At 63.1% G+C, this 23,205-nt stretch carries 22 protein-coding genes; 13 read left to right on the top strand and 9 right to left on the bottom strand.

Annotated elements, in window-relative coordinates; all coding sequences use genetic code 11:
- Window positions 1–67 precede the first annotated feature (67 nt).
- The gene (locus JN756_RS18040; protein ID WP_003208024.1) at window positions 68–349 is read right to left on the bottom strand and encodes a peptidylprolyl isomerase; all 282 of its coding nucleotides are present in this window, start codon (window positions 347–349) and stop codon (window positions 68–70) included.
- 161 nt (window positions 350–510) lie between these two features.
- Between JN756_RS18040 and JN756_RS18035 the strand changes: the two genes are divergently transcribed.
- The 8 genes from JN756_RS18035 to ubiT all read left to right on the top strand — a co-directional run bounded on the left by JN756_RS18035 (window position 511) and on the right by ubiT (window position 7,113).
- Window positions 511–1,701 carry an NnrS family protein gene (locus JN756_RS18035; RefSeq protein WP_017846635.1) on the top strand — a complete coding sequence of 397 codons (1,191 nt, stop codon included), beginning with the start codon at window positions 511–513 and terminating at the stop codon, window positions 1,699–1,701.
- 9 nt (window positions 1,702–1,710) lie between these two features.
- Window positions 1,711–2,130: a hypothetical protein gene (locus tag JN756_RS18030; RefSeq protein ID WP_057005429.1), complete on the top strand. Its 420-nt coding sequence runs from the start codon at window positions 1,711–1,713 to the stop codon at window positions 2,128–2,130.
- Between the two features lie 100 nt (window positions 2,131–2,230).
- Window positions 2,231–2,878, top strand: a complete 648-nt coding sequence (pdxH, locus tag JN756_RS18025; RefSeq protein ID WP_128192529.1) for a pyridoxamine 5'-phosphate oxidase — start codon at window positions 2,231–2,233, stop codon at window positions 2,876–2,878.
- An 84-nt stretch (window positions 2,879–2,962) separates the two neighbouring features.
- Window positions 2,963–3,517, top strand: a complete 555-nt coding sequence (gene moaB / locus JN756_RS18020) for a molybdenum cofactor biosynthesis protein B (RefSeq protein WP_046383123.1) — start codon at window positions 2,963–2,965, stop codon at window positions 3,515–3,517.
- Complete coding sequence (locus tag JN756_RS18015) at window positions 3,514–4,746, top strand: molybdopterin molybdotransferase MoeA (RefSeq protein ID WP_046383124.1); 1,233 nt, start codon at window positions 3,514–3,516, stop codon at window positions 4,744–4,746. The genes moaB and JN756_RS18015 overlap by 4 nt, the downstream gene beginning before the upstream one ends.
- Window positions 4,747–4,755: 9 nt before the next feature.
- Complete coding sequence (ubiU, locus tag JN756_RS18010; RefSeq protein ID WP_017846630.1) at window positions 4,756–5,751, top strand: ubiquinone anaerobic biosynthesis protein UbiU; 996 nt, start codon at window positions 4,756–4,758, stop codon at window positions 5,749–5,751.
- 10 nt (window positions 5,752–5,761) lie between these two features.
- The gene (locus JN756_RS18005; RefSeq protein ID WP_046383125.1) at window positions 5,762–6,652 is read left to right on the top strand and encodes a U32 family peptidase; all 891 of its coding nucleotides are present in this window, start codon (window positions 5,762–5,764) and stop codon (window positions 6,650–6,652) included.
- A complete protein-coding gene (gene ubiT / locus JN756_RS18000) occupies window positions 6,646–7,113 on the top strand; it encodes a ubiquinone anaerobic biosynthesis accessory factor UbiT (protein WP_017846628.1) in 468 nt (155 codons plus the stop codon). The genes JN756_RS18005 and ubiT overlap by 7 nt, the downstream gene beginning before the upstream one ends.
- Before the next feature lie 49 nt (window positions 7,114–7,162).
- Here ubiT and JN756_RS17995 read toward each other — a convergent pair whose 3' ends face one another.
- From JN756_RS17995 to gloB, 7 genes are all read right to left on the bottom strand, one after another.
- Window positions 7,163–8,767 carry an ABC transporter ATP-binding protein gene (locus tag JN756_RS17995; protein WP_017846627.1) on the bottom strand — a complete coding sequence of 535 codons (1,605 nt, stop codon included), beginning with the start codon at window positions 8,765–8,767 and terminating at the stop codon, window positions 7,163–7,165.
- A 1-nt stretch (window position 8,768) separates the two neighbouring features.
- Entirely contained in the window at window positions 8,769–9,788 is a 1,020-nt protein-coding gene (locus JN756_RS17990) for an ABC transporter permease (protein ID WP_017846626.1), read from the bottom strand.
- 1 nt (window position 9,789) lies between these two features.
- On the bottom strand, window positions 9,790–10,863 hold the full coding sequence (locus JN756_RS17985) for a microcin C ABC transporter permease YejB (protein ID WP_017846625.1): 1,074 nt from the start codon (window positions 10,861–10,863) through the stop codon (window positions 9,790–9,792).
- Window positions 10,864–12,696, bottom strand: coding sequence for an extracellular solute-binding protein (locus JN756_RS17980; RefSeq protein ID WP_169882113.1), 1,833 nt, complete (start codon window positions 12,694–12,696; stop codon window positions 10,864–10,866).
- Window positions 12,693–14,522, bottom strand: a complete 1,830-nt coding sequence (locus tag JN756_RS17975; protein WP_046383127.1) for an extracellular solute-binding protein — start codon at window positions 14,520–14,522, stop codon at window positions 12,693–12,695. The genes JN756_RS17980 and JN756_RS17975 overlap by 4 nt, the downstream gene beginning before the upstream one ends.
- A 234-nt stretch (window positions 14,523–14,756) precedes the next feature.
- Window positions 14,757–16,169, bottom strand: a complete 1,413-nt coding sequence (locus tag JN756_RS17970; RefSeq protein WP_057005426.1) for a lytic transglycosylase domain-containing protein — start codon at window positions 16,167–16,169, stop codon at window positions 14,757–14,759.
- A gap of 98 nt (window positions 16,170–16,267) precedes the next feature.
- Window positions 16,268–17,035 carry a hydroxyacylglutathione hydrolase gene (gene gloB, locus JN756_RS17965; RefSeq protein ID WP_057005425.1) on the bottom strand — a complete coding sequence of 256 codons (768 nt, stop codon included), beginning with the start codon at window positions 17,033–17,035 and terminating at the stop codon, window positions 16,268–16,270.
- 65 nt (window positions 17,036–17,100) lie between these two features.
- On the opposite strand from gloB, the gene JN756_RS17960 reads away from it, so the two are divergent.
- The 5 genes from JN756_RS17960 to JN756_RS17940 all read left to right on the top strand — a co-directional run bounded on the left by JN756_RS17960 (window position 17,101) and on the right by JN756_RS17940 (window position 22,197).
- A complete protein-coding gene (locus JN756_RS17960; RefSeq protein WP_017846620.1) occupies window positions 17,101–17,859 on the top strand; it encodes a class I SAM-dependent methyltransferase in 759 nt (252 codons plus the stop codon).
- 87 nt (window positions 17,860–17,946) lie between these two features.
- Window positions 17,947–18,399 carry a ribonuclease HI gene (rnhA, locus tag JN756_RS17955; RefSeq protein WP_017846619.1) on the top strand — a complete coding sequence of 151 codons (453 nt, stop codon included), beginning with the start codon at window positions 17,947–17,949 and terminating at the stop codon, window positions 18,397–18,399.
- Between the two features lie 70 nt (window positions 18,400–18,469).
- The gene (dnaQ, locus tag JN756_RS17950; RefSeq protein WP_164887049.1) at window positions 18,470–19,210 is read left to right on the top strand and encodes a DNA polymerase III subunit epsilon; all 741 of its coding nucleotides are present in this window, start codon (window positions 18,470–18,472) and stop codon (window positions 19,208–19,210) included.
- 141 nt (window positions 19,211–19,351) lie between these two features.
- Window positions 19,352–21,607, top strand: a complete 2,256-nt coding sequence (locus JN756_RS17945) for an Orn/Lys/Arg family decarboxylase (RefSeq protein ID WP_046383130.1) — start codon at window positions 19,352–19,354, stop codon at window positions 21,605–21,607.
- 20 nt (window positions 21,608–21,627) lie between these two features.
- Window positions 21,628–22,197 (top strand): GNAT family N-acetyltransferase, encoded by a 570-nt coding sequence (locus JN756_RS17940; protein ID WP_017846616.1) that lies wholly within the window; start codon window positions 21,628–21,630, stop codon window positions 22,195–22,197.
- Window positions 22,198–22,202: 5 nt separating this feature from the next.
- Here JN756_RS17940 and JN756_RS17935 read toward each other — a convergent pair whose 3' ends face one another.
- Window positions 22,203–23,096, bottom strand: a complete 894-nt coding sequence (locus JN756_RS17935; RefSeq protein WP_201021148.1) for a LysR substrate-binding domain-containing protein — start codon at window positions 23,094–23,096, stop codon at window positions 22,203–22,205.
- Between the last annotated feature and the right edge of the window lie 109 nt (window positions 23,097–23,205).

Raw genomic sequence — 23,205 nt, 5'->3', positions numbered from 1 at the left:
CAGTCATCCCATGCACAACGGCCCACCAAAAGGCGGGCCGTTGTTTCAAGCATCAGCGTGGACTGAATCAGTCCTGACGGCTGGTGACTTCCAGCAGGTGATAACCGAACTGGGTTTTCACCGGGCCTTGCACGGTGTTGACCGGGGCGCTGAACACGACGGTGTCGAATTCTTTAACCATCTGGCCTGGACCGAACGAGCCCAGGTCGCCGCCTTGACGGCTGGATGGGCAGCTGGAATTGGCTTTGGCGACTTCTGCGAAATCGGCGCCGCCTTCGATCTGGGCCTTGAGTTCGTTGCACTTGTCTTCGGTGGCAACGAGGATGTGACGGGCGGTGGCTTTGGCCATGGGAATTAACTCCTTGAGTAAAAACGCTGAGCGTACCGGATTCGGGCGGTTATTTCCTGGCAAAGTTCCCCTGTCCGTGGCGGGCGTGCTTGATCTACGACAAGGGCAAAGCGCAGGCTGCAGCGCAAGATTGTCGCATTCATCTGTTTAGGAGCCGTGCTATGCAAGTGCTCGATCGACGCAAGGCCATGGCCATTCCCCCATTGTTTCGCCTGGCATTCCGTCCGTTTTTCCTCGGTGCCTGCCTGTTGGCGGTGCTGGTCATTCCTCTGTGGCTGTTCGCCCTGGGCGGCGCCACCGGTACTTGGCAACCGGCCGGTGGCTGGCTGGCCTGGCACCGGCATGAGCTGCTATTCGGCTTTGGCGTGGCGATCATCGCCGGCTTTTTGCTGACCGCGGTGCAGACCTGGACCGGCCGCCCCGGCCTCAGCGGCGCGCCCCTGGCGTTGCTCGCCGGGTTATGGCTGGCGGCGCGCCTGGGTTGGTTGCTGAACCTGCCGTGGCCGCTGCTGGCGGTGCTGGAACTGAGTTTTCCGCTGGCCGTGGCCGGGGTGATGGGCTGGACGCTGTGGAAGGTCAGGCAAACCCGTAACTACCCGATTGTACTGGTGCTGGGCTTGCTCGCCGTGGCAGACGCGTTGGCGTTGTATGGGTTGCTGACCCATGACGAAGGCGTGGAGCGCCAGGCGGTGCTCACGGGGTTGTGGCTGGTGGCGGCGATGATGGGGCTGATCGGCGGTCGGGTGATTCCATTCTTCACCCAACGTGGCCTGGGCCGGGTCGATGCGGTCAAGCCGTGGCCGTGGCTGGACCGTGTGTTGCTGGGCGGTTCGATCCTGGTGGCGTTGCTTTACGCCAGCGGGCTGGCGGTGTTCCCCAGCCGGTGGAGCGGCGTACTGTTCGCTGTGCTCGGCCTGGGCCACTTGCTGCGCCTGGCGCGCTGGCATGACCGTGGCCTGTGGCGCGTGCCGCTGCTGTGGTCGCTGCACCTGGCCTACGCATGGTTGGCCGTGGCCTGCCTGGGCATGGCGCTGTGGCATTTCGGTGCGCCGCTCAACCCGAGCCTGGCCGTGCATGCGCTGACGATCGGCGCCATGGCCGGGCTGATCCTGGCGATGGTGGCGCGCGTCAGCCTGGGCCATACCGGTCGGCCGTTGCAGCCGCCGGGCGGGATGACCCTGGCGTTCGCCCTGTTGAACCTGGCGGCTGTGTGCCGGGTGGCACTGGTGTTGATCTGGCCCGTGGCGGCCTTGTGGCTGGCGGGGCTGTGCTGGTCGGTCGGCCTGGGCTTGTACCTGTGGCGGTATGGCCCGATGTTGTGGCGGGCGCGGGTCGACGGGCACCCCGGTTAGGAGCATTGCATGCTGTATTCGTGGTTGTTGATCGTGCATCTGCTGGCGGCGATCGCCTTTATCGGCACGCTGTTCTTTGAAGTGGTGATCTGGCACAGCGCCCGCGAGGAGCTGGCGTGGTCGGCGCGTTTCACCGCGGAACATGCGATCGCCCGGCGTTCGCGGCGGGTGCTGCATGGCGTGGTGGTGCTGCTGTATGGCGCGGGTATCGGCCTGGCCTGGCATTACCGCGGTCTGCCATGGAACAGCCATTTCGGACTGTTCCTGAGCCTGAAAATCTTCCTCGCCCTGAGCATCATCGGGCACTACCTGCTGCTGGCCTACTGGCTGACCCGCGAGCGCCTGAGCCCCAAGCGTGCGCTGTGGATACGACGCAGCATTCTCGCGCACATGGTGGTGATTGTGGTGCTGGCGAAGTCATTGTGGTGAGCCGCCTGCGGCGCCATGACGCGGCGGATTGTTGATCGCGGTCAAGGGCTAAAACCTGCGCAGTTCCCACACTGTGGCGAATTCTCTGGAGGTTCGTCCCATGCCCCTGTCCCTCGCGCAACTGCGCCGCAACTACACCCTCTACGGCCTGCGGGACGACGGCGAGCAAGACGATCCGCTGGTGTTGTTCGGCCAGTGGCTGAGCCAGGCGCGCAAGACCGAAGCGCCTCCCGCCGAGGCCAACAGCATGGCCCTGGCCACGGTCGACAGGGAAGGGTACGCCCATTGCCGCATCCTGCTGCTCAAGGGCTTCAGCGCCGAAGGTTTTGTGTTTTTTGGCAATTACCAGAGCGCCAAGGGCGAGGAACTGGCGAGCAACCCCCATGCCGCGATGACGTTTTTCTGGCCCGGCCTGGAGCGCCAGGTGCGTATTGAAGGCGCGGTCGAGCGCCTCGATCCGGCGCTGTCGGACGCCTATTTCCTCGACCGCCCGGCCGCCAGCCAACTTGGTGCCTGGGCCTCCCCGCAGAGTCAGCCGCTGACCCACCGCAGCGAGCTGGAAGGTTTGCTGCGTGAGGTCACCGAGCGGTTCGCCGGCCAGCAACCGCCACGGCCCGAGCACTGGGGCGGGTACTGCCTGCAACCGCGCCGCATCGAGTTCTGGCAAGGCCGCCCCGACCGCCTGCATGACCGCCTCGACTACCGCCTGCGAGACGGCGCCTGGCAGCGCACACGGCTGGCGCCCTGACGAGGTACCTCCTTCGAGGAATAGGCCCTGCGCCCGTTGCGGCGCAGGCTGAGCGCATCTTTTTATCTGCCTGGAGCCTTGATCATGGCCCATTTGACCCAACGCAGTTTTGTCTCCCTGAACATTGCCGTACTGACCATCAGCGACACCCGCACCTTTGACACCGATACCTCCGGGCAGACCCTGGTAGAGCGCCTAGAAGGTGCCGGCCATGTGCTGATCGACCGTGGCCTGGTGATGGACGATATCTACCAGATCCGCGCCCGTGTTTCGCAGTGGATCGCCGACCCTCAGGTGCAAGTGATCCTGATGACCGGCGGCACCGGCTTCACCGCTCGCGACAACACGCCACAAGCGGTGTTGCCGCTGCTGGATAAACAAGTGGACGGGTTCGGCGAGCTGTTCCGCCAGGTGTCCCTGGCGGAAATCGGCATGTCCACCTTGCAGTCCCGCGCCCTGGCGGGCATGAGCAATGGCGTGCTGGTGTGCTGCATGCCCGGTTCGCCCGGCGCGTGCCGTACCGCCTGGGACCAGATTCTGCTCAGTCAATTGGACAGCCGCACCGGCCCGTGCAACTTCGTTGCGCACCTCAAGCCTCAGTTCGAACAAGCGCTCAGCGCCTGCGAGGCGCGGTCATGAACACCCGCGTGTGCGACAGCGGGCAATTGATGCCGGTGGACGAGGCGATCGAGCAACTGCTGGCGCAGGCGCCACCTGCGCCGCCCACCGAAGTCATCCCCCTCGGCCAGGCCGCGGGTCGGGTGATCGCCGAAGAATTGTTTTCACCTCTCGACCTGCCGTGCTGGGACAACAGCGCCATGGACGGCTACGCCCTGCGCGCCGCCGATGTGCCGGAGCAGGGCGGCTACTTGGTGCTGGCCGGGCGGATTGCTGCCGGGCACAGCAGCGATGAGCTTTTACAGGCCGGGCAGACAGTACGGATTTTCACCGGTGCGCCGCTGCCGCCCGGCGCCGACAGCGTGGTGCCCCAGGAGCGTTGCCGCGTCTACGGCCAGCGTATCTGGTGCCCGCCGCTGCGCCTGGGCGAACACGTGCGCAAGCGCGGTGAAGAAATGCAGCGCGGGCAACGCCTGTTGCGTGTCGGCCAGCGCCTGCGCGCCCAGGAAGTCGGCCTGCTGGCGTCGGCCGGCATTCCGTGGGTCAAGGTTTATCGCCCCCTGCGCGTGTGCCTGCTGAGCAGCGGCGATGAACTGCGCGAGCCGGGCGAGTCGCTGGCGCCGGGGCAGATCTACAACAGCAACCGCCACCTGGTGACCGCGTTATTGCGCGGTTGGGGCGTGGAGGTGCTCGACTACGGGGTGATGGCCGACGCGTTGGCCGCCAGCCGCGACGCGTTGATCCTCGCGTCGTCCGAATGCGACCTGCTGCTGACCACCGGCGGTGTGTCGGTGGGCGAGGAGGATCATCTCAAACAAGCCATCCAGGAACTCGGTCGCGTGGATTTCTGGCGCCTGGCGATCCAGCCCGGCAAGCCTCTGGCGTTTGGCGAAGTGGCGGGCAAACCGTGGATCGGCCTGCCCGGCAACCCGTCTGCCGCGCTGATCACTGCGTTGGTGGTGGTGCGCCCGTTCCTGTTGCGCGCCCAGGGCGTCGAGCGCGTGTTGCCGGTGCCGGTCCAGGTGCCGGCCGGTTTTGAATGGCCTACCCCTAACAAGCGCCGCCAGTACCTGCGCGCGCGCTTGAGCCCCGGCGCGGATGGGCAATTGCGCGCCGTCCTGCACCCCCAGCAAAGCTCGGCGATGCTCACCGCCGCCTGCTGGGCCGATGGCCTGGTGATTGTCGAGCGCGAGCAACTGCTGCTCAAGGATGCACCGGTGCCTTTCTTGTCCTTCGCCGAGTTTCAATGAGGAGTCTCCATGCAACTGGTCTGCCCGGCAGGCAACCTGCCTGCGCTGAAAGCCGCGGTGCGCCAAGGCGCCGATGCGGTGTATGTCGGTTTTCGCGATGACACCAATGCCCGGCATTTCGCCGGGCTGAACATGGACGACAAGCAGTTCGACGCCGCCGTCGCCCATATCCGCCAGCACCAGCGCAAGCTGTATGTGGCGGTCAATACCTACCCGCAACCGAAGATCTGGTCACGCTGGCAACGCGCCGTCGACCGTGCGGCCGATCATGGCGTGGATGCGCTGATCGCCGGCGACCCGGGTGTGCTCGGCTATGCTGCCGCGCATCATCCGCAGATGGCGTTGCACTTGTCGGTGCAGGGCTCGGCCACCCATGCGGCGGCGCTGAAGTTCTACGTCGAACGTTATGGCATCCGCCGCGCGGTGCTGCCGCGGGTGCTGTCGCTGGCCCAGGTCAAACAGGTGGCGGCGAGCAGCGTGGTGCCGATCGAAGTGTTCGGCTTCGGCAGCCTGTGCATCATGGCCGAAGGGCGTTGCCACTTGTCGTCGTATATCACCGGTGAGTCGCCCAACCTGTGCGGCGTGTGCTCGCCGGCCAAGGCGGTGCGCTGGAGCGACGACGCCGATGGCCTCAGCGCGCGGCTCAGTGAAGTGCTGATCGACCGCTACACCCCGGAGGAACCGGCCGGCTACCCGACCTTGTGCAAAGGCCGCTTCCTGGTCGGCGGCAAGCGCTTCCATGCCCTCGAAGAACCGACCAGCCTCGACACCCTGGACCTGTTGCCCGAACTCAGCGCCATCGGCGTGGAGGCGGTGAAGATCGAAGGCCGGCAACGCAGCCCGGCCTATGTGGAACAAGTCACCCGAGTCTGGCGCGCCGCCCTCGACGCCCACCGCAGCGCCCCGGCCAATTTTGTGGTCAAGGACCAGTGGCGCCAGGTGCTGGCCGGACTTTCCGAAGGCAGCCAGACCACCCTGGGTGCTTACCATCGCGCATGGCAATGAGGAAACACAGATGAAGCTCAGCCTGGGACCGGTGCTGTTTTATTGGGATAAGGAACACTTGGGGCGCTTCTATTCAGACATGGCCGGCTTGCCCCTGGACGTGATTTACCTGGGGGAAACCGTGTGCTCCAAACGCCGCGCGTTTTCCCTGGATCAATGGTTGGGCCTGGGCCGCGAGTTGCAGTCGTGCAGCTCGGCGCAGATCGTGCTGTCGAGCCTGACCTTGATCGAAGCCGCCTCTGAACTGTCGAGCCTGCGCCGCCTGTGCGACAACGGCGAGGTGCTGGTCGAGGCCAACGACATGGGCGCGGTGCAGTTGCTGATCGAGCGCAAGTTGCCTTTTGTCGGCGGTCCGGCGCTCAACCTGTACAACGGCCACGCCCTGGCGCAATTGCTCGATGCGGGCATGCAGCGCTGGGTGCCGCCGGTGGAATGCTCGCAAAGCCTGATCGCCGATGTGCTGGAACAGGTGCGTGAACTCGGCCGGCCGCTGCCCGAAGTGGAGATCTTCGCCTATGGGCATTTGCCCCTGGCGTACTCGGCCCGTTGCTTCACCGCCCGCGCGGAAAACCGGCCCAAGGACGATTGCCAGTTCTGTTGCATCAACTACCCCGACGGCATGGCCCTGACCAGCCAGGAAGGGCAACCGTTGTTCACCTTGAACGGGATTCAGACGATGTCGGCCGATGTCACCAACCTGCTCGCCGATTACCCCGGCCTGGTCGCGTGTGGCGCTGACCTGTTGCGCCTGAGCCCACGCGCCGAAGGGATGGTCGGCGTGGTCCAGGCGTTTGACCAGGTGCGCCAGGGCGCGATGCCGCCGTTGTGCGTCGACGGTTGCAACGGTTACTGGCATGGCCAGGCCGGCATGCTGCGGGTCGAGGAGGTGGGCCTGTGTTGAGTCGCAAACAATGGCTGCTCAAGGGCGCCGATCGCTTGTTGCCGCTGGTGCGCCACGTGCCGTTCCGGGTGCAGCGCCTGGCCTTGCAGCAAGGCCTCAACCGCTGCCTGGCCGAGCCGTTGCGCGACGGTGGCTTCGACCTGCTGCGCGGGCGCTGGATGTGCCTGCGCATCCCCGACCTTGGGCTGTGCTGGTACCTGACGCTGGCGCGGGATGGCTTGCGCATCGCTGAAAAAGCCGAGGCCCAGGTGACCATCAGTGGTAACTGGCGCGAGTTCTTGTTGCTGGCCAGTCGCCAGGAAGATCCGGACACCTTGTTCTTCCGGCGTCGCTTGGTGATTGAAGGCGACACGGAGTTGGGGCTGGGCTTGAAGAACCTGATCGACAGCCTGGACCCGGACGTATTGCCGGGCTGGTTGTGGCGCAACCTGGAGCGGGCCGGGCGCGGGCTGGCGGCTTGAGGCGAACGACCTATCCTTTCGCGCTGAACGGATAGGTCACGGCCCTGGGCTAAGGCGTCGGCACCAGAAACGCCGCCTCCAGCAACTGCCGGGTATAGGCATGCTGTGGGTTGGCGAAAATCGCCGGCGCGTCGCCCTGTTCCACCACCTGCCCATGCTTGACCACCATCAACTGGTGACTCAACGCTTTGACCACCGCCAGGTCATGGCTGATGAACAGATAGGTCAGGTTGTACTTGGCCTGCAAACCGCGTAGCAATTCCACCACTTGGCGCTGCACCGTGCGGTCGAGCGCCGAGGTCGGTTCGTCGAGCAGGATCAGGCGCGGCTTGAGCACGAGGGCGCGGGCAATGGCGATGCGTTGGCGCTGGCCGCCGGAGAACTCGTGGGGGTAGCGATGCCGCGACTGCGGGTCGAGGCCGACTTCCTTGAGCGCTGCGATAATCGCCGCTTCCTGCTCCGCCGGGCTGCCCATCTTGTGAATGCGCAGGCCTTCGCCGACGATCTCGCTGACGCACATGCGCGGGCTGAGGCTGCCGAACGGGTCCTGGAACACCACCTGCATTTCCCGGCGCAACGGGCGCACCTGTTGCTGGCTCAGGCGGTCGAGTTGCTGGCCTTCGAAGCGAATCCCGCCTTTGCTCGCGATCAGGCGCAGGATCGCCAGGCCGAGGGTGGACTTGCCCGAGCCGCTTTCGCCGACGATGCCCAGGGTTTGCCCCTGGGGCAGGCTGAAGTTGATGCCGTCCACCGCCTTGACGTAATCGACGGTGTTGCGCAAAAAGCCTTTCTTGATCGCAAACCAGACTTTCAAGTCGTCCACTTCCAGCAACGGTGGCCCGACGGCGGTGGCGGCCGGCCCGCCGCTGGGTTCGGCGGCGAGCAGCTCCTGGGTGTAAGGGTGCTGCGGCGACTGGAACAAGGTTTCGCAATCGGCTTGCTCGACGATGCAACCCTGTTGCATCACGCACACACGGTGGGCAATGCGCCGCACCAGGTTCAAGTCGTGGCTGATCAGCAGCAACGCCATGCCCAGGCGCGCCTGCAGTTCCTTGAGCAGCTCGAGGATCTTCAACTGCACCGTCACGTCGAGGGCGGTGGTCGGTTCGTCGGCAATCAACAGCTCCGGCTCGTTGGCCAGGGCCATGGCGATCATCACCCGTTGGCGCTGGCCGCCGGACAGTTCGTGGGGCAGCGCCTTGAGGCGTTTATGCGGCTCGGGAATGCCCACCAGTTCGAGCAACTCGAGGGTGCGCCGGGTCGCGACTTTGCCGGTCAGCCCTTTGTGCAGGCCGAGCACTTCGTTGATCTGCTTCTCGATGCAGTGCAGCGGGTTCAACGAGGTCATCGGCTCCTGGAAGATCATCGCAATGCGGTTGCCGCGAATATGCCGGATGGTTTTTTCGTTGAGGGTCAGCAGGTCCTGGCCGACGTATTCGATGGTGCCCGCGGGGTGCCGTGCCAAGGGGTAGGGCAGCAGGCGCAGGATCGAGTGGGCGGTCACCGATTTGCCGGAGCCGCTTTCGCCGACCAGCGCCAGGGTTTCGCCGCGCTTGATGTCGAAGCTGACGTGGTTCACCACGCGGTGGTGATGCTCGCCGGTGACGAACTCGACGCAGAGGTCGCGGACTTCGATCAGATTGTCCTGATTCATCTCATTTCCTCGGGTCGAAGGCATCGCGAGCGGACTCGCCGATAAACACCAGCAAACTCAACATGATCGCCAGCACGGCAAAGGCACTCATGCCCAGCCACGGCGCTTGCAGGTTGGATTTGCCCTGGGCCACCAGTTCCCCCAGCGACGGCGAACCCGCCGGCAGGCCGAAGCCGAGGAAGTCCAGGGCGGTCAGGGTGCCGATGGCGCCGGTGAGGATGAACGGCATGAAGGTCATGGTCGAGACCATGGCATTGGGCAGGATATGGCGGAACATGATCGCGCCGTTCTGCATGCCCAGCGCCCTGGCCGCGCGCACGTATTCCAGGTTGCGCCCACGCAGGAACTCGGCGCGGACCACGTCCACCAGGCTCATCCACGAGAACAGCAGCATGATCCCCAGCAGCCACCAGAAGTTGGGCTGCACGAAACTGGCGAGGATGATCAGCAGGTACAGCACCGGCAAGCCCGACCAGATCTCCAGGAAGCGTTGCCCGGCCAGGTCGACCCAGCCGCCATAGAAGCCCTGCAGGGCCCCGGCGATCACGCCGATGATCGAGCTGAGCACGGTCAGGGTCAGGGCAAACAGCACCGACACGCGAAAGCCATAGATCACCCGCGCCAAGACGTCGCGGCCCTGGTCATCGGTGCCCAGCAGGTTGACCGAAGACGGCGGCGCGGGGGCCGGTACCTTTAGGTCGTAGTTGATGCTCTGATAGCTGAACGGGATCGGCGCCCACAGCGTCCACGCGCCCTTGGCCTTGAGCAGCTCCTGGATATACGGGCTCTTGTAGTTGGCCTCCAGGGGGAACTCGCCGCCGAAGGTGGTTTCCGGGTAGCGTTTGAGCGCCGGGAAATACCAGTCGCCGTCGTAATGCACCACCAGCGGTTTGTCGTTGGCGATCAGCTCGGCGCCCAGGCTCAGGCCGAACAGGATCAGGAACAGCCACAGCGACCACCAGCCGCGTTTGTTTGCCTTGAACCGCTCGAACCGGCGGCGATTGAGGGGGGACAGATTCATCTCAATGCTCCCGGCTGGCGAAGTCGATACGCGGATCGACCAGGGTGTAGGTGAGGTCACCGATCAGTTTCACCACCAGCCCGAGCAGGGTGAAGATAAACAGCGTGCCGAACACCACCGGGTAATCGCGATTGATCGCGGCTTCAAAGCTCATCAGGCCGAGGCCGTCGAGGGAGAAGATCACTTCCACCAGCAGCGAGCCGGTGAAGAAGATCCCGATGAACGCCGAGGGGAAACCGGCGATCACCAGCAGCATGGCGTTGCGGAACACATGGCCGTAGAGCACGCGGTGGTTGGTCAGGCCCTTGGCCTTGGCGGTGACCACGTACTGTTTGTTGATCTCGTCGAGAAAGCTGTTTTTGGTCAGCAGCGTCATGGTCGCGAAGTTGCCGATCACCAGCGCGGTGATGGGCAAGGCCAGGTGCCAGAAGTAGTCGAGGATCTTGCCGCCCCAGCTCAGCTCATCGAAATTGTTGGAGGTCAGCCCGCGCAAGGGGAACCAGTCGAAGTAACTGCCGCCGGCAAACACCACGATCAGCAGGATCGCGAACAGGAACGCCGGGATCGCGTAGCCGACGATGATCGCCGAGCTGGTCCATACGTCGAAGTGGCTGCCGTGTCGCGTGGCCTTGGCGATCCCCAGCGGGATCGAGACCAGGTACATGATCAGCGTGCTCCACAGCCCGAGGGAGATCGACACCGGCATCTTTTCCTTGATCAGGTCGATGACCTTGGCGTCGCGAAAGAAGCTGTCGCCGAAATCCAGCCGGGCGTAGTTCTTGACCATGATCCACAAGCGTTCCGGTGCCGACTTGTCGAAACCGTACATGGTTTCGATTTCCTTGATCAGTGCCGGGTCCAGGCCTTGGGCGCCACGGTAGCTGGAGCCGGCCACTGCGACTTCGGCGCCGCCGCCGGCAATGCGGCTGGTGGCGCCTTCGAAGCCTTCGAGCTTGGCGATCATCTGCTCCACCGGGCCACCCGGGGCGGCCTGGATGATGACGAAGTTGATCAGCAGAATCCCGAACAGCGTGGGGATGATCAGCAACAGGCGGCGAATGATATAGGCCAGCATTTAATCGCCTCCGCTCGCCGGGTCGGCGCTCGTGTCCAGGGTGGTGGCAGGTTTGACGTCGGGTTTGGCCCACCAGGTGGCGGTGCCGACGTCATAACGCGGTGGCACTTTGGGATGACCGAGATGGTCCCAGTACGCCACGCGGAAGGTCTTGATGTGCCAGTTGGGGATCACGTAGTAGCCAAATTGCAACACGCGATCCAGGGCCTTGGCATGGGCGATCAGGCTTTTGCGCGAGTCGGCGTCGATCAGTTCTTCGACCAGTTGGTCGACGGCCGGGTCCTTGAGACCCATGTAGTTGCGGCTGCCGGGCTTGTCGGCGCTGGAGGATTTCCAGAACTCGCGTTGTTCATTACCCGGCGAGGTGGACTGCGGGAAGCTGCCCACCAGCATGTCGAAATCCCGCGAGCGCAGGCGGTTGACGAATTGCGAGACGTCGACCCGGCGAATCACCAAGTCGATGCCCAGGTCTGCCAGGTTGCGCTTGAAGGGTAGCAGGATGCGTTCGAACTCGGTCTGCGCCAGCAAAAATTCAATGCTCACCGGTTTGCCGGTGGCGTCGACCATCTTGTCGTCGACGATGCGCCAGCCGGCTTCCTGCAACAGCTGGTAGGCCTCGCGCTGCTGGGTGCGGATCATGCCGCTGCCGTCGGTCTTGGATGGTTCGAAGGCCTGGGTGAAGACTTCGGCGGGGATCTTGTCGCGCAGCGGTTCGAGGATCGCCAGTTCGTCCGGGCCGGGCAGGCCGGTGGCGGCCATCTCCGAGTTCTCGAAGTAGCTGCGGGTGCGGGTGTAGGCGCCGTTGAACAGCTGCTTGTTGCTCCATTCGAAATCCAGCAACAGGCTGATGGCCTTGCGCACGCGCACGTCCTGGAACATCGGCTTGCGTGTGTTGAACACGAAACCCTGCATGCCGGTGGGGTTGCCGTTGGGGATCTCTTCCTTGACCAGGCGCCCCTCGGCCACCGCCGGAATGTTGTAGGCGTTGGCCCAGTTCTTCGCGCTGAACTCCAGCCAGTAGTCGAACTGCCCGGCCTTCAAGGCTTCCAGGGCTACCGTGTTGTCACGGTAATAGTCGGTGATGCGCTGATCGAAGTTGTAGAAACCTTGGGTGATCGGCAGGTCCTTGGCCCAGTAGTCCTTGACCCGCTCGTAGCGGATCATGCGCCCGGCCTTGACCTCGGCGACCTTGTACGGCCCGCTGCCCAGCGGGATTTCCAGGTTGCCCTTGGTGAAGTCGCGGGTGGCCCACCAATGCTTGGGCAATACCGGCAGTTGCCCGAGGATCAGCGGCAATTCGCGGTTGTTGGTGCGCTTGAACTTGAACAGCACCCGCAGCGGGTCTTCGGCGACCACTTCGTCGACGTCGGCGTAGTAAGTGCGGTAGAGCGGCGAGCCTTCCTTCATCAGCATCTGGAAGGTGAACACCACGTCTTCGGCGTGGATCGGGTGGCCATCGTGGAAGCGTGCTTCGGGGCGCAGGTAGAAGCGCACCCAACTGTTGTCCGGGGCTTTTTCGATCTTGCCGGCCACCAGGCCGTATTCGGTGATGGGTTCGTCCAGGCTCTGCATGGCCAGGGTGTCGTAGATCAGGCTGATATTGTCCGCCGGCACGCCCTTGCTGATGTAGGGGTTGAGGCTGTCGAAACCGCCCATGCTCGACTCGCGAAAGGTGCCGCCTTTGGGCGCGTCGGGGTTGACGTAGTCGAAGTGCTTGAAGCTGGCGGGGTACTTGGGCGGCTCGTTGTAGAGGGTCAGCGCATGTTGCGGGGCGGCGTTGGCCGCCGTGCAGAGCAACAGACTGCCGAGCAGTGCTGTACGCAAAGACATCATTGGGCTTTCTCCGAAGCTTTCAGCCACCACGCGCTCAGGCCCAGGCTGTAGGGCGGCGTGGTGACAAAGGCGAACCGGTTGCGGTAGGCCAGGCGATGATAGTTGAGGTACCAGTTGGGAATGCTGTAATGCTGCCACAGCAGGACCCGGTCCAGGGCCCGGCCGGCGGCCAGTTGTTCGTCGCGGGTCTGTGCCGCCAGCAGTTGTTCGAGCAGGCGGTCGACCACCGGGTTGGCGATGCCGGCGTAGTTCTTGCTGCCCTTGATCGCCGCCTGGCTGGAGTGGAAGTACTGCCACTGCTCAAGGCCGGGGCTGAGGGTCTGGTTGAGGGTCATCAGGATCATGTCGAAATCGAACTGATCGAGGCGCTGTTTGTACTGCGCCCGGTCGACCGTGCGCAGGTGCGCGTCGATACCGATACTGTTCAGGTTTTCCACGTAGGGCTGCAAGATGCGCTCCAGGTTCGGGTTGACCAGCAGGATCTCGAAGCGCAGCGGCTGCCCGTCCTTGTTGAGCAGGCGCTGCCCGGACAGCTTCCAGCCGCCTTCGCCGAGCAGGGCCAGGGCACGGCGCAAGGTGTCGCGGGGGATGCCGTGCCCGTCGGTCTGGGGCAGGCTGAACGGTTGGGTATAGAGATTGGCCGGCAGTTGGTCGCGGTAGGGCGAGAGCATCAACCATTCATGGCCGACCGGGACGCCGGTCGCCGAAAATTCGCTGTTGGGGTAATAGCTCAAGGTGCGTTTATAGGCGTTGCTGAACAGGGTGCGGTTGGTCCATTCAAAGTCGAACATCAGCCCCAGGGCTTCACGCACCTTGGCCTGGCTGAACGTCGGGCGCCGCGTGTTCATGAACAGGCCCTGGCTTTGGGTCGGGATCTGGTGGGCGATCTGCGCCTTGATCACGTCGCCGCGGCTGACCGCCGGGAAGTCATAACCATTCGCCCAGTTTTTGGCCTGATGCTCGATATAGATATCGAACTCGCCGGCCTTGAAGGCTTCGAAGGCGACGTCGCTGTCGCGGTAGAACTCCACTTCGACCTTGTCGTAGTTATAGAAACCCTGGTTGACCGGCAGGTCCTTGCCCCAATAATCCTTGACCCGCTCGAACACCAGTTGCCGGCCCGGGGTGACCTTGCTGAGGCGATAGGGCCCGCTGCCCAGCGGTGGTTCGAAGGTGGTGGCCTTGAAGTCGCGGTTTTTCCAGTAATGCTGGGGCAGCACTGGCAGTTCGCCCAGGCGCAGGATCAGCAACGGGTTGCCGGCGCGCTTGAACACAAAACGGATACGGTGGCGGTTGAGGATGTCGACCCGCGCGACTTCCTGCAGGTTGGTGCGGTACTGCGGATGACCTTCGGTCAGCAGGGTGCGATAGGAAAACGCCACGTCATACGCGGTGATCGGCTTGCCATCGTGAAAGCGCGCTTCCGGGCGCAGGTTGAACACCACCCAGCTGCGGTCCTCGCTGTACTCCACCGATTGGGCAATCAGCCCGTAGCTGGACGTCGGCTCATCGCCGGACGGCGCGTACTGGCCGGTGCCGACCATCAACGGTTCGTTCAGCTCATTGACGCCGTATTGCAGGAAGTTCGGTGTGGAAACCGGGCTCGAACCCTTGAAGGTATAAGGGTTGAGGGTGTCGAACGTGCCAAACGCCATGACCCGCAACGTCCCGCCTTTCGGCGCTGCAGGGTTTACCCAATCGAAGTGGGTGAATTTGGTCGGGTACTTGAGCGTGCCGAACTGCGCATAACCGTGGCTTTCGGTAATCGTCGCGTGCGCAGCAAAGCTCAAGGCCAGACTTATTAGTAGAAGGAGGGGACGCGTCAAGTCAGAGATCCGATCCAGGCAGCTTGGGCTTTATGATCGGTACAGTAACAGCTTGTTCCGGTTGGAAAAAGGCTGTTGGGAAGGGTGGCAGGAGGCTGGCGAGGTATTGAGCGGCGTAGAGATCAAATGTGGGAGCTGGCTTGCCTGCGATGGCATCACCCTGATGTAACTGATACACCTCGGTGTCTGCATCGCAGGCAAGCCAGCTCCCACAGGAGCGCGCTTGCCTGCGGTTTATCTTGGCCCGGAAACCACCAGCATCTGCCCAGGCTTGAGCGCCATGCCAGTGCGTGGGTTCCAGCGCTTGAGATGTTGCATCTCGACGTTGAAACGCTTGGCGACGATATACAGCGAGTCGCCTTTCTTGACCTTGTACTGCACTGGCTTCTTGCTGTCGGCCTTGGCCACCAGCTTGCGCGTGTCCTGCATCACCAGGGTCTGGCCGACCTTGAGTGCCTGGCCGTTGAGCTTGTTCCAGCGCTGCAGGTCATGCACGTCGACCTTGTTGGTCTTGGCGATCAGCGTCAGGTTGTCGCCGTTGCGCACTTTGTAGCTACGGCTGCGGCCGGCCACGGATTTGCTCTCGACTTCGTCGAAAACCGGCTTTTTAGGGCGTAATGCCAGTAACTCTTCAGGCTTCATCGCCGAAAGGCTGCTGGTCAGCAGTTGCGCCTTGGAGCTGGGCACCAGCAAATGCTGGGGGCCGTCCAGGGTGGTGCGTTGCTTCAGGGCCGGGTTGAGCTGGAACAGTTCGTCTTCGTCGATCTCGGCCAGCGCGGCGACCCGTGACAGGTCCATGCTTTGCTTGACTTCAACCACTTCGAAGTACGGCGTGTTGGCAATCGGGTTCAGGTTGACGCCGTAGGCATCCGGGGCCAGCACCACCTGGGACAGCGCCAGGAACTTGGGCACGTAGTCCTTGGTTTCCTGGGGCAGGGGCAGGTTCCAGTAGTCGGTCGGCAGGCCGAGCTTCTCGTTGCGCTCGATCGCCCGGCTTACCGTGCCTTCGCCAGCGTTATACGCGGCCAGGGCCAGCAGCCAGTCGCCGTTGAACATGTCATGCAGACGTGTCAGATAGTCCAGGGCGGCGGTGGTGGACGCGGTGATATCACGACGACCGTCGTAGGCGCGGGTCTGGCGCAGGTTGAAGTAACGCCCGGTGGAGGGAATGAACTGCCACAAGCCGACGGCATCGCTGCGCGAATAGGCCATTGGGTTGTAGGCACTTTCAATCACTGGCAGCAGCGCCAGCTCCAGGGGCATGTTGCGTTCTTCAAGGCGTTCGACGATGTAATGAATGTAGAGGCTGCCGCGTTCGCCGGCGTTCTCCAGGAAGGACGGGTTGCTGGCGAACCACAGGCGTTGTTGCTCGATACGCGGGTTGACGCCGAGACCGTCCTGCAATTGAAAGCCCCGACGCATGCGTTCCCAGACATCCTGGGGCGCTTCGGGGCTCGGCTTCTCTGAGAGCCAAATAGGTTTTTGCTTGATCTTGGCAGCAAGATTCGGTTTGGGTTGCACGGTGGATTGTGCAGCGAAATTTGTCGATTGGCAGCCCGCCAGAGTTGCGGAGACAGCCACCGCCACGGCTTGAGCCAGGCGGGTCAATGCGTCTGAATGATTGGATTTACGAGTAGATGACGACATTGGCTGGAAGTAAGTTCCGGGCAAAAATGTCGGGCGATTCTAGAAAGCGCTTTGGTTCCGGTCAACCATTCAGAAATTACGTATCAGATTGCGTCACGTTAGAACTTATCTTTCCAAGCCCTCAAGCTAGCAAATACCTCGTCCCCAGAGCGGTTGTCGCGGCCGTTCCGTTCGTCCGCTTTTTGTTTAACGGATGTTTCAGCGGTACGCAGAAACGGGTTGGTGCGTTTTTCCAGGGCCAGGTTGGACGGCAGCGTGATCTCGCCACGGGCGCGCAGTCGGTTGACGTTTTCCACCCGTTCGGCGATATCGGCGTTGTCCGGTTCCACGGCCTGGGCAAACCTGAGATTGCTCTGTGTATATTCATGGGTGCAGTACACCCGCGTGTCGGCGGGCAGGGCGGCCAGGCGTTGCAGCGAGGCATGCATTTGCGCCGGCGTGCCTTCGAACAGGCGGCCGCAACCGGCGGCGAAGAGCGTGTCGCCGCAGAACAGCACGCCTGGGTGGTAAAAGGCGATATGGCCGAGGGTGTGGCCGGGGACGGCGTACACAGCGAAGTCCCAGCCCAGCACGCTGATGCGCTGGTTGTCCTGCAGGGCAACGTCCCGCGCCGGGATCGTTTCGTGGGCCGGGCCGTAGACCGTGGCGCCGCTCACGCGTTTCAGCGCTTCGACGCCGCCCACATGATCATGGTGATGGTGGGTGACGAGGATGTCGCTGAGCGTCCACCCCGGGTTCTGCTTGAGCCAGGCCAGCACGGGGGCGGCGTCGCCGGGGTCGACCACGGCGCAGCGGCGGGACTGGGGTTCCTGTAACAACCAGATGTAGTTATCGGTGAAGGCGGGCAGGGCACTGATCTGTATCATTCTTCGATTCGCCAAGCTGAACACATTGGTGCATCTTAGAACGTCTAGGCGAGTTGGAGAATGCAATGACTGATAAAGCGTTCGCCCAGGCCGATCCTGAATGGCTGGCCCTGATCAGCGCGGCCCGTGACTGGCTGTCCGGGCCGATCGGGCAATTTTTGCTGGATGAAGAACGGCGCATGCTCGAAGACGAGCTGGGCCGGTTCTTTGGCGGTTACCTGGTGCATTACGGCCCGTCGGCCCAGACGCCGCCGTCCGCGCCGCAGGTGCAACGCAATGTGCGCCTGGGCGCGCCGTTGCCGGGGGTGGAGATCGTCTGCGAAGAGCAGGCCTGGCCGTTGAGCGAGCACGCCGCCGATGTGGTGGTGCTGCAGCATGGCCTGGATTTCTGCCTGTCACCCCATGGTTTGTTGCGCGAAGCCGCCAGCAGCGTGCGCCCAGGTGGCCATTTGCTGATTGTCGGTATCAACCCCTGGAGCAGCTGGGGCCTGCGCCATGTGTTCGCCCATGACGGCCTGCGCCAGGCCCGTTGCATTTCGCCGTCGCGGGTGGGGGACTGGCTGAACCTGCTGGGCTTCGCGCTGGAGAAACGCCGCTTCGGGTGCTATCGTCCGCCGCTGGCGTCGACCAAGTGGCAGGCCCGTCTGGCCGGCTGGGAGCGTCGGGCGGGGGCTTGGCAGCTGTCGGGTGGCGGCTTCTATTTACTGGTCGCACGCAAGATCGTGGTCGGGCTGCGGCCGGTGCGTCAGGTGCTACGCCAACCCATGGGCAAGCTGGTGCCGATGCCGATGGCCAAGGTCAACCGCAAGCAAAGCCAACCGTAGAACCCTCTTTTTGATTTCAGGCCGGATCAGTCGGCCTCGGGATACTGCCGGCCTAAGCCCGGCAACCCGTTTTGATGGATGTAACCGATGACCGATAGCGTTGAACTCTTCACCGATGGCGCCTGTAAAGGCAACCCTGGCCCCGGCGGCTGGGGCGCCTTGCTGGTGTGCAAGGGCGTGGAGAAGGAACTGTGGGGCGGCGAAGCCAACACCACCAACAACCGCATGGAGCTGATGGGCGCCATTCGCGGCCTCGAAGAGCTCAAGCGGCGTTGCGACGTGCTGCTGGTGACCGACTCGCAATATGTGATGAAGGGCATCAACGAGTGGATGGTCAACTGGAAGAAACGCGGCTGGAAGACGGCGGCCAAAGAGCCGGTCAAGAACGCCGACCTTTGGCAACTGCTTGATGAGCAATGCAACCGCCATAACATCACCTGGAAATGGGTGCGCGGGCACATCGGCCACCATGGCAACGAGCGTGCCGACCAGTTGGCCAACCGTGGCGTCGACGAAGTGCGGGGCTACAAGCAGGGCTGATGCCGGCTGACGTGTTAAGATTGCGCCCCTTGAAATACACCACACCGTTGAGAGCTGAACCCTGATGGCCATCCGATCTGTTGTACTCGATACCGAAACCACCGGCATGCCGGTGACCGATGGTCACCGGATCATTGAAATCGGCTGTGTCGAACTCATGGGCCGTCGCCTCACCGGTCGTCACTTCCACGTCTACCTGCAACCGGACCGCGAAAGTGACGAGGGCGCGATCGGCGTCCACGGTATCACCGACGAATTCCTCAAAGGCAAGCCGCGCTTCGCGGAAGTCGCCGACGAGTTCTTCGAGTTCATCAACGGCGCGCAGTTGATCATCCATAACGCGGCGTTCGACGTCGGCTTCATCAATAACGAATTTGCCCTGATGGGGCAGACGGATCGCGCGGATATTTCCCGGCACTGCTCGATCCTCGACACCCTGATGATGGCCCGTGAGCGTCACCCGGGCCAGCGCAACAGCCTGGATGCCTTGTGCAAACGCTATGGCGTCGACAACTCCGGCCGTGAGCTGCACGGCGCGTTGCTCGACTCCGAGATCCTGGCCGACGTTTACCTGACCATGACCGGCGGGCAGACCAGCCTGTCCCTGGCCGGCAATGCTTCTGACGGTGCCGGTTCGGCGGAAGGTTCGGGCAATCGCCCTTCGGAAATCCGTCGCCTGCCGGCGGATCGCAAACCGACGCCGATCATCCGCGCCAGCGCGCAGGACCTCGCCGAGCATGCGGCGCGGCTCGAAGCGATTGCCAAGTCGGCGGGCGCGCCTGCGTTGTGGACCCAACTGACCCAGCAATAATCTGGCTGAGCGCAGTCAAACAATGTGGGAGGGGGCTTGCTCCCTCCCACATTGGTGAGTCGCGGCTTTCAAAATCTTCATTCGCTACATCCGCTCACAGCTTCTACCCTGAGTGCATCATCCTCAGGACTCAAAGCCCCCATGTACAAAGACCTGAAGTTCCCCATCCTTATCGTGCATCGCGACATCAAGGCCGACACCGTTGCCGGCGACCGGGTTCGGGGTATCGCTCAAGAGTTGGAACAAGAGGGCTTCAGTATCTTTTCTGCGGTGGACTACGCCGAAGGCCGGCTGGTGGCCTCGACCCACCATGGCCTGGCCTGCATGCTGATCGCCGCCGAAGGTGCTGGGGAAAACACCCACCTGCTGCAAAACATGGTCGAACTGATCCGCCTGGCGCGGCTGAGGGCGCCCAACCTGCCGATTTTCGCCCTGGGTGAACAAGTCACCCTGGAAAACGCCCCGGCTGATGCGATGAGCGAACTCAACCAACTGCGCGGCATTCTTTACCTGTTCGAAGACACCGTGCCGTTTCTCGCCAGGCAAGTCGCCCGCGCCGCGCGCACGTACCTAGATGGCCTGCTGCCGCCCTTCTTCAAAGCCCTGGTGCAACACACCGCCGACTCCAATTATTCCTGGCACACCCCCGGTCACGGTGGCGGCGTGGCCTATCGCAAAAGCCCGGTGGGGCAGGCGTTTCATCAGTTCTTCGGGGAAAACACGCTGCGCTCCGACCTGTCCGTGTCTGTGCCGGAGCTGGGCTCGCTGCTTGATCACACCGGGCCGCTGGCCGAAGCCGAAGCGCGTGCTGCGCGGAATTTCGGTGCCGATCACACCTTCTTTGTGATCAATGGCACCTCGACCGCCAACAAGATCGTCTGGCACTCGATGGTCGCTCGAGATGATCTGGTGCTGGTCGACCGCAACTGCCACAAATCGGTGTTGCACTCGATCATCATGACCGGCGCGATCCCGCTGTACTTGTGCCCGGAGCGCAACGAACTGGGCATTATCGGCCCGATTCCCCTCAGTGAATTCAGCCCCGCGTCGATCCGCGCCAAGATCGAGGCCAGCCCATTGACCCGCGGGCGGCCGGCGAAAGTGAAGCTGGCGGTGGTCACCAACTCCACCTACGACGGCCTGTGCTACAACGCCGAGCTGATCAAGCAGCAATTGGGCAACAGTGTCGAGGTGCTGCACTTCGACGAGGCCTGGTACGCCTACGCGGCGTTCCACGAGTTCTTTGCCGGGCGCTATGGCATGGGCACGTCGCGCACGCCGGACAGCCCGCTGGTGTTCACCACGCATTCCACGCACAAGTTGCTGGCGGCATTCAGCCAGGCCTCGATGATCCATGTGCAGGACGGCGGCGCGCGGCAGTTGGACCGCGATCGGTTCAACGAAGCGTTCATGATGCATATCTCCACCTCGCCGCAATACAGCATCATCGCCTCGCTGGACGTGGCGTCGGCGATGATGGAAGGCCCGGCGGGGCGCTCGCTGCTGCAGGAAATGTTCGACGAAGCCTTGAGCTTCCGCCGTGCCCTGGCCAACCTGCGCCAGCACATCGCCGCCGAAGACTGGTGGTTTTCCATCTGGCAGCCGCCGTCCGTGGCCGGCATCGACCGGGTCGCCACGGCGGATTGGCTGTTGCAGCCCGAGGATGACTGGCATGGCTTTGGCGACGTGGCCGAAGATTACGTGCTGCTGGACCCCATCAAAGTCACGTTGGTGATGCCCGGGCTCACTGCCGGCGGCGCGTTGAGCGACTGCGGGATTCCCGCTGCGGTGGTCAGCAAATTCCTCTGGGAGCGTGGTCTGGTGGTGGAGAAGACCGGCCTGTATTCGTTCCTCGTGCTGTTTTCCATGGGCATCACCAAGGGCAAATGGAGTACCTTGCTCACCGAATTGCTGGAATTCAAACGCAACTACGACGCCAATGTCAGCCTTGCCAGTTGCCTGCCTTCGGTATTTGCCCAGGGCCCGGTGCGTTATCAAGGCCTGGGGCTGCGCGACCTGTGCGACCAATTACATAGCTGTTACCGTAGCAACGCCACCGCCAAACACCTCAAGCGGATGTACACCGTGTTGCCCGACATCGCGATGAAACCGGCCGACGCCTATGACCAATTGGTCAGGGGCGACGTCGAGGCGGTGTCCATCGATGCCTTGGCTGGGCGCATCGCCGCGGTGATGCTGGTGCCTTATCCGCCGGGCATTCCGTTGATCATGCCGGGTGAGCGCTTTACCGAGTCAACGCGTTCGATCATCGACTACCTGGCCTTTGCCCGCACGTTCGATAGCAGTTTCCCCGGCTTTGTCGCGGATGTTCATGGGTTGCAACACGAAGACGACGGCAGTGGTCGTTGTTACACCGTCGATTGCATCAAGGGATAAGGATGTTTATGCAAGCTGTAATGAACCCGAAGTATCCAGGGCTCAGTGTGCGGGTCGCCGACGAGGGCTTCGACGCCTACGTGTGGGGCAATGATTTCAGTTTTGAGGTCAGTGCCTATGGCGTGCCGGAGCTGGGCAAGCGGGTCGAACAGTGGCTCGTGGAGCGCATCCTGCCGTACCGCAAGTGCTACGGCATCGACCCGGAGGAGTTCGCCAGCTTTCGCGACGCGCCCGACAGCGCGGTCTTCATGGCCTTTCTGGACGACAGACCGGTCGGGCATGTCGTGGTCAGTACCAATTGGAATGGCTTCGCGCACGTCGATGAGCTGGCCGTGGCGTTGCCCGCGCGCCGTCACGGCGTGGCCAAGGCGCTGCTGGACGTGGCGCAGTTCTGGAGTCGCAAGAAAAACCTGCCGGGCATGATGTTGGAGACCCAGAACAACAACCTCGGCGCCTGCCGCCTGTATGAGCGTTGTGGGTATGTGGTGGGCGGGATCGACCACCTGCGCTATCGCGGGATCGACCCGCAAACCCGTGAGGTGGCGATTTTCTGGTATCGCTTGTTCAAGGCGGAAGTCGAGGCGGTCTGACGCGTTCAGCTCGCGAGCAGGCCTTCGGCTTTCTGCGTGACAATCTCCAGCAGTGCATTCAGTGCCGGTGAGGTCACGCCCTCCCGGAGGGTCAGCGCATACAGGCTGACCATGATCGGCGGCGATACCGGGCACGCGTCCAGCCCGGCCTCCCGGGCGCCGAACGCGGTGAACGGATCGACGATCGCCAGGCCTTCACCGGCCTCCACCATGCTGCGCATCATCTGGTAAGTCTGCACCCGCGTCTGCACCACCGGCAGCGGGCGCAGGGCTTGCAGTTTGGCGTCGAGCAGGCGACTGAGCAGGTCCTGGCCCTCCAGCCCGATCATCGACTGCCCGGCCAGGTCCTGCAGGGCGATGTACTTCTGCTTGGGTTTGAGCCAGCCATGGGGCGCGAGCAGTTGCAGTTTGCCCTGGGCCAATACGCTGCTTTGGATTTGCGGATGTTCTGGGTCATGCAGGCTCAGGCCCACGTCGGCCTCGTGCAGCAACAGGCTCCTGACAATCTCGCGGGTCGGCTGGCTCGACAGGTTGCACGGCGTGTCCTGGAAGCGTCGGCGCAGCACGGCGATGCTTTGCGGCAGCAGTTGATTGGCCAGGGGCGGCGTACACAGCGCACGCAGGGTTGGCGCGTGATGGTGCTTCAGGCGGCTGGCCAAGCGTTGTACCGGCTCCAGCGCTTCATACACATGGGCGATTTGCGCCTGTAACTCCAGGGTTTCCCGTGTTGGCTGCAGGCGTCCGCGCACGCTGGCGAACAACATAAAGCCCAATTGCTGCTCGGCGTCCTTGAGCGTCGCGTCCACATCGCCCACAGAAAGCTGCAACCATTCGGCGGCCGTGCCGAGGTGTCCGGTCTGCAAGATGGCCTGAATCACTTCGATATGACGTAAACGCATGGCCGGAGTCTAGGGTCAGCAGGGCCGGGATTCAATGGCCTGGAAAAAAACAGCGGGAGCGTTGATTCGCATCGACTTACGTTAGCCTTGCGCAACTGCAACAAGCAGG

Source organism: Pseudomonas sp. Y39-6 (assembly GCF_023651955.1).
Classification (GTDB): domain Bacteria; phylum Pseudomonadota; class Gammaproteobacteria; order Pseudomonadales; family Pseudomonadaceae; genus Aquipseudomonas; species Aquipseudomonas veronii.
The sequence above is the reverse complement of the archived record's forward strand: the minus strand, read 5'-3'. Positions and strand labels throughout refer to the sequence as shown.

Bases quoted from the DNA above. Each gene is read 5' to 3' on its own strand.
- JN756_RS18040 (WP_003208024.1), bottom strand. From the start codon at position 349: ATGGCCAAAGCCACCGCCCGTCACATCCTCGTTGCCACCGAAGACAAG.
- JN756_RS18035 (WP_017846635.1), top strand. From the start codon at position 511: ATGCAAGTGCTCGATCGACGCAAGGCCATGGCCATTCCCCCATTGTTT.
- JN756_RS18030 (WP_057005429.1), top strand. From the start codon at position 1,711: ATGCTGTATTCGTGGTTGTTGATCGTGCATCTGCTGGCGGCGATCGCC.
- pdxH (WP_128192529.1), top strand. From the start codon at position 2,231: ATGCCCCTGTCCCTCGCGCAACTGCGCCGCAACTACACCCTCTACGGC.
- moaB (WP_046383123.1), top strand. From the start codon at position 2,963: ATGGCCCATTTGACCCAACGCAGTTTTGTCTCCCTGAACATTGCCGTA.
- JN756_RS18015 (WP_046383124.1), top strand. From the start codon at position 3,514: ATGAACACCCGCGTGTGCGACAGCGGGCAATTGATGCCGGTGGACGAG.
- ubiU (WP_017846630.1), top strand. From the start codon at position 4,756: ATGCAACTGGTCTGCCCGGCAGGCAACCTGCCTGCGCTGAAAGCCGCG.
- JN756_RS18005 (WP_046383125.1), top strand. From the start codon at position 5,762: ATGAAGCTCAGCCTGGGACCGGTGCTGTTTTATTGGGATAAGGAACAC.
- JN756_RS17995 (WP_017846627.1), bottom strand. From the start codon at position 8,767: ATGAATCAGGACAATCTGATCGAAGTCCGCGACCTCTGCGTCGAGTTC.
- JN756_RS17990 (WP_017846626.1), bottom strand. From the start codon at position 9,788: ATGAATCTGTCCCCCCTCAATCGCCGCCGGTTCGAGCGGTTCAAGGCA.
- JN756_RS17985 (WP_017846625.1), bottom strand. From the start codon at position 10,863: ATGCTGGCCTATATCATTCGCCGCCTGTTGCTGATCATCCCCACGCTG.
- JN756_RS17980 (WP_169882113.1), bottom strand. From the start codon at position 12,696: ATGATGTCTTTGCGTACAGCACTGCTCGGCAGTCTGTTGCTCTGCACG.
- JN756_RS17970 (WP_057005426.1), bottom strand. From the start codon at position 16,169: ATGTCGTCATCTACTCGTAAATCCAATCATTCAGACGCATTGACCCGC.
- gloB (WP_057005425.1), bottom strand. From the start codon at position 17,035: ATGATACAGATCAGTGCCCTGCCCGCCTTCACCGATAACTACATCTGG.
- JN756_RS17960 (WP_017846620.1), top strand. From the start codon at position 17,101: ATGACTGATAAAGCGTTCGCCCAGGCCGATCCTGAATGGCTGGCCCTG.
- rnhA (WP_017846619.1), top strand. From the start codon at position 17,947: ATGACCGATAGCGTTGAACTCTTCACCGATGGCGCCTGTAAAGGCAAC.
- JN756_RS17945 (WP_046383130.1), top strand. From the start codon at position 19,352: ATGTACAAAGACCTGAAGTTCCCCATCCTTATCGTGCATCGCGACATC.
- JN756_RS17940 (WP_017846616.1), top strand. From the start codon at position 21,628: ATGAACCCGAAGTATCCAGGGCTCAGTGTGCGGGTCGCCGACGAGGGC.
- JN756_RS17935 (WP_201021148.1), bottom strand. From the start codon at position 23,096: ATGCGTTTACGTCATATCGAAGTGATTCAGGCCATCTTGCAGACCGGA.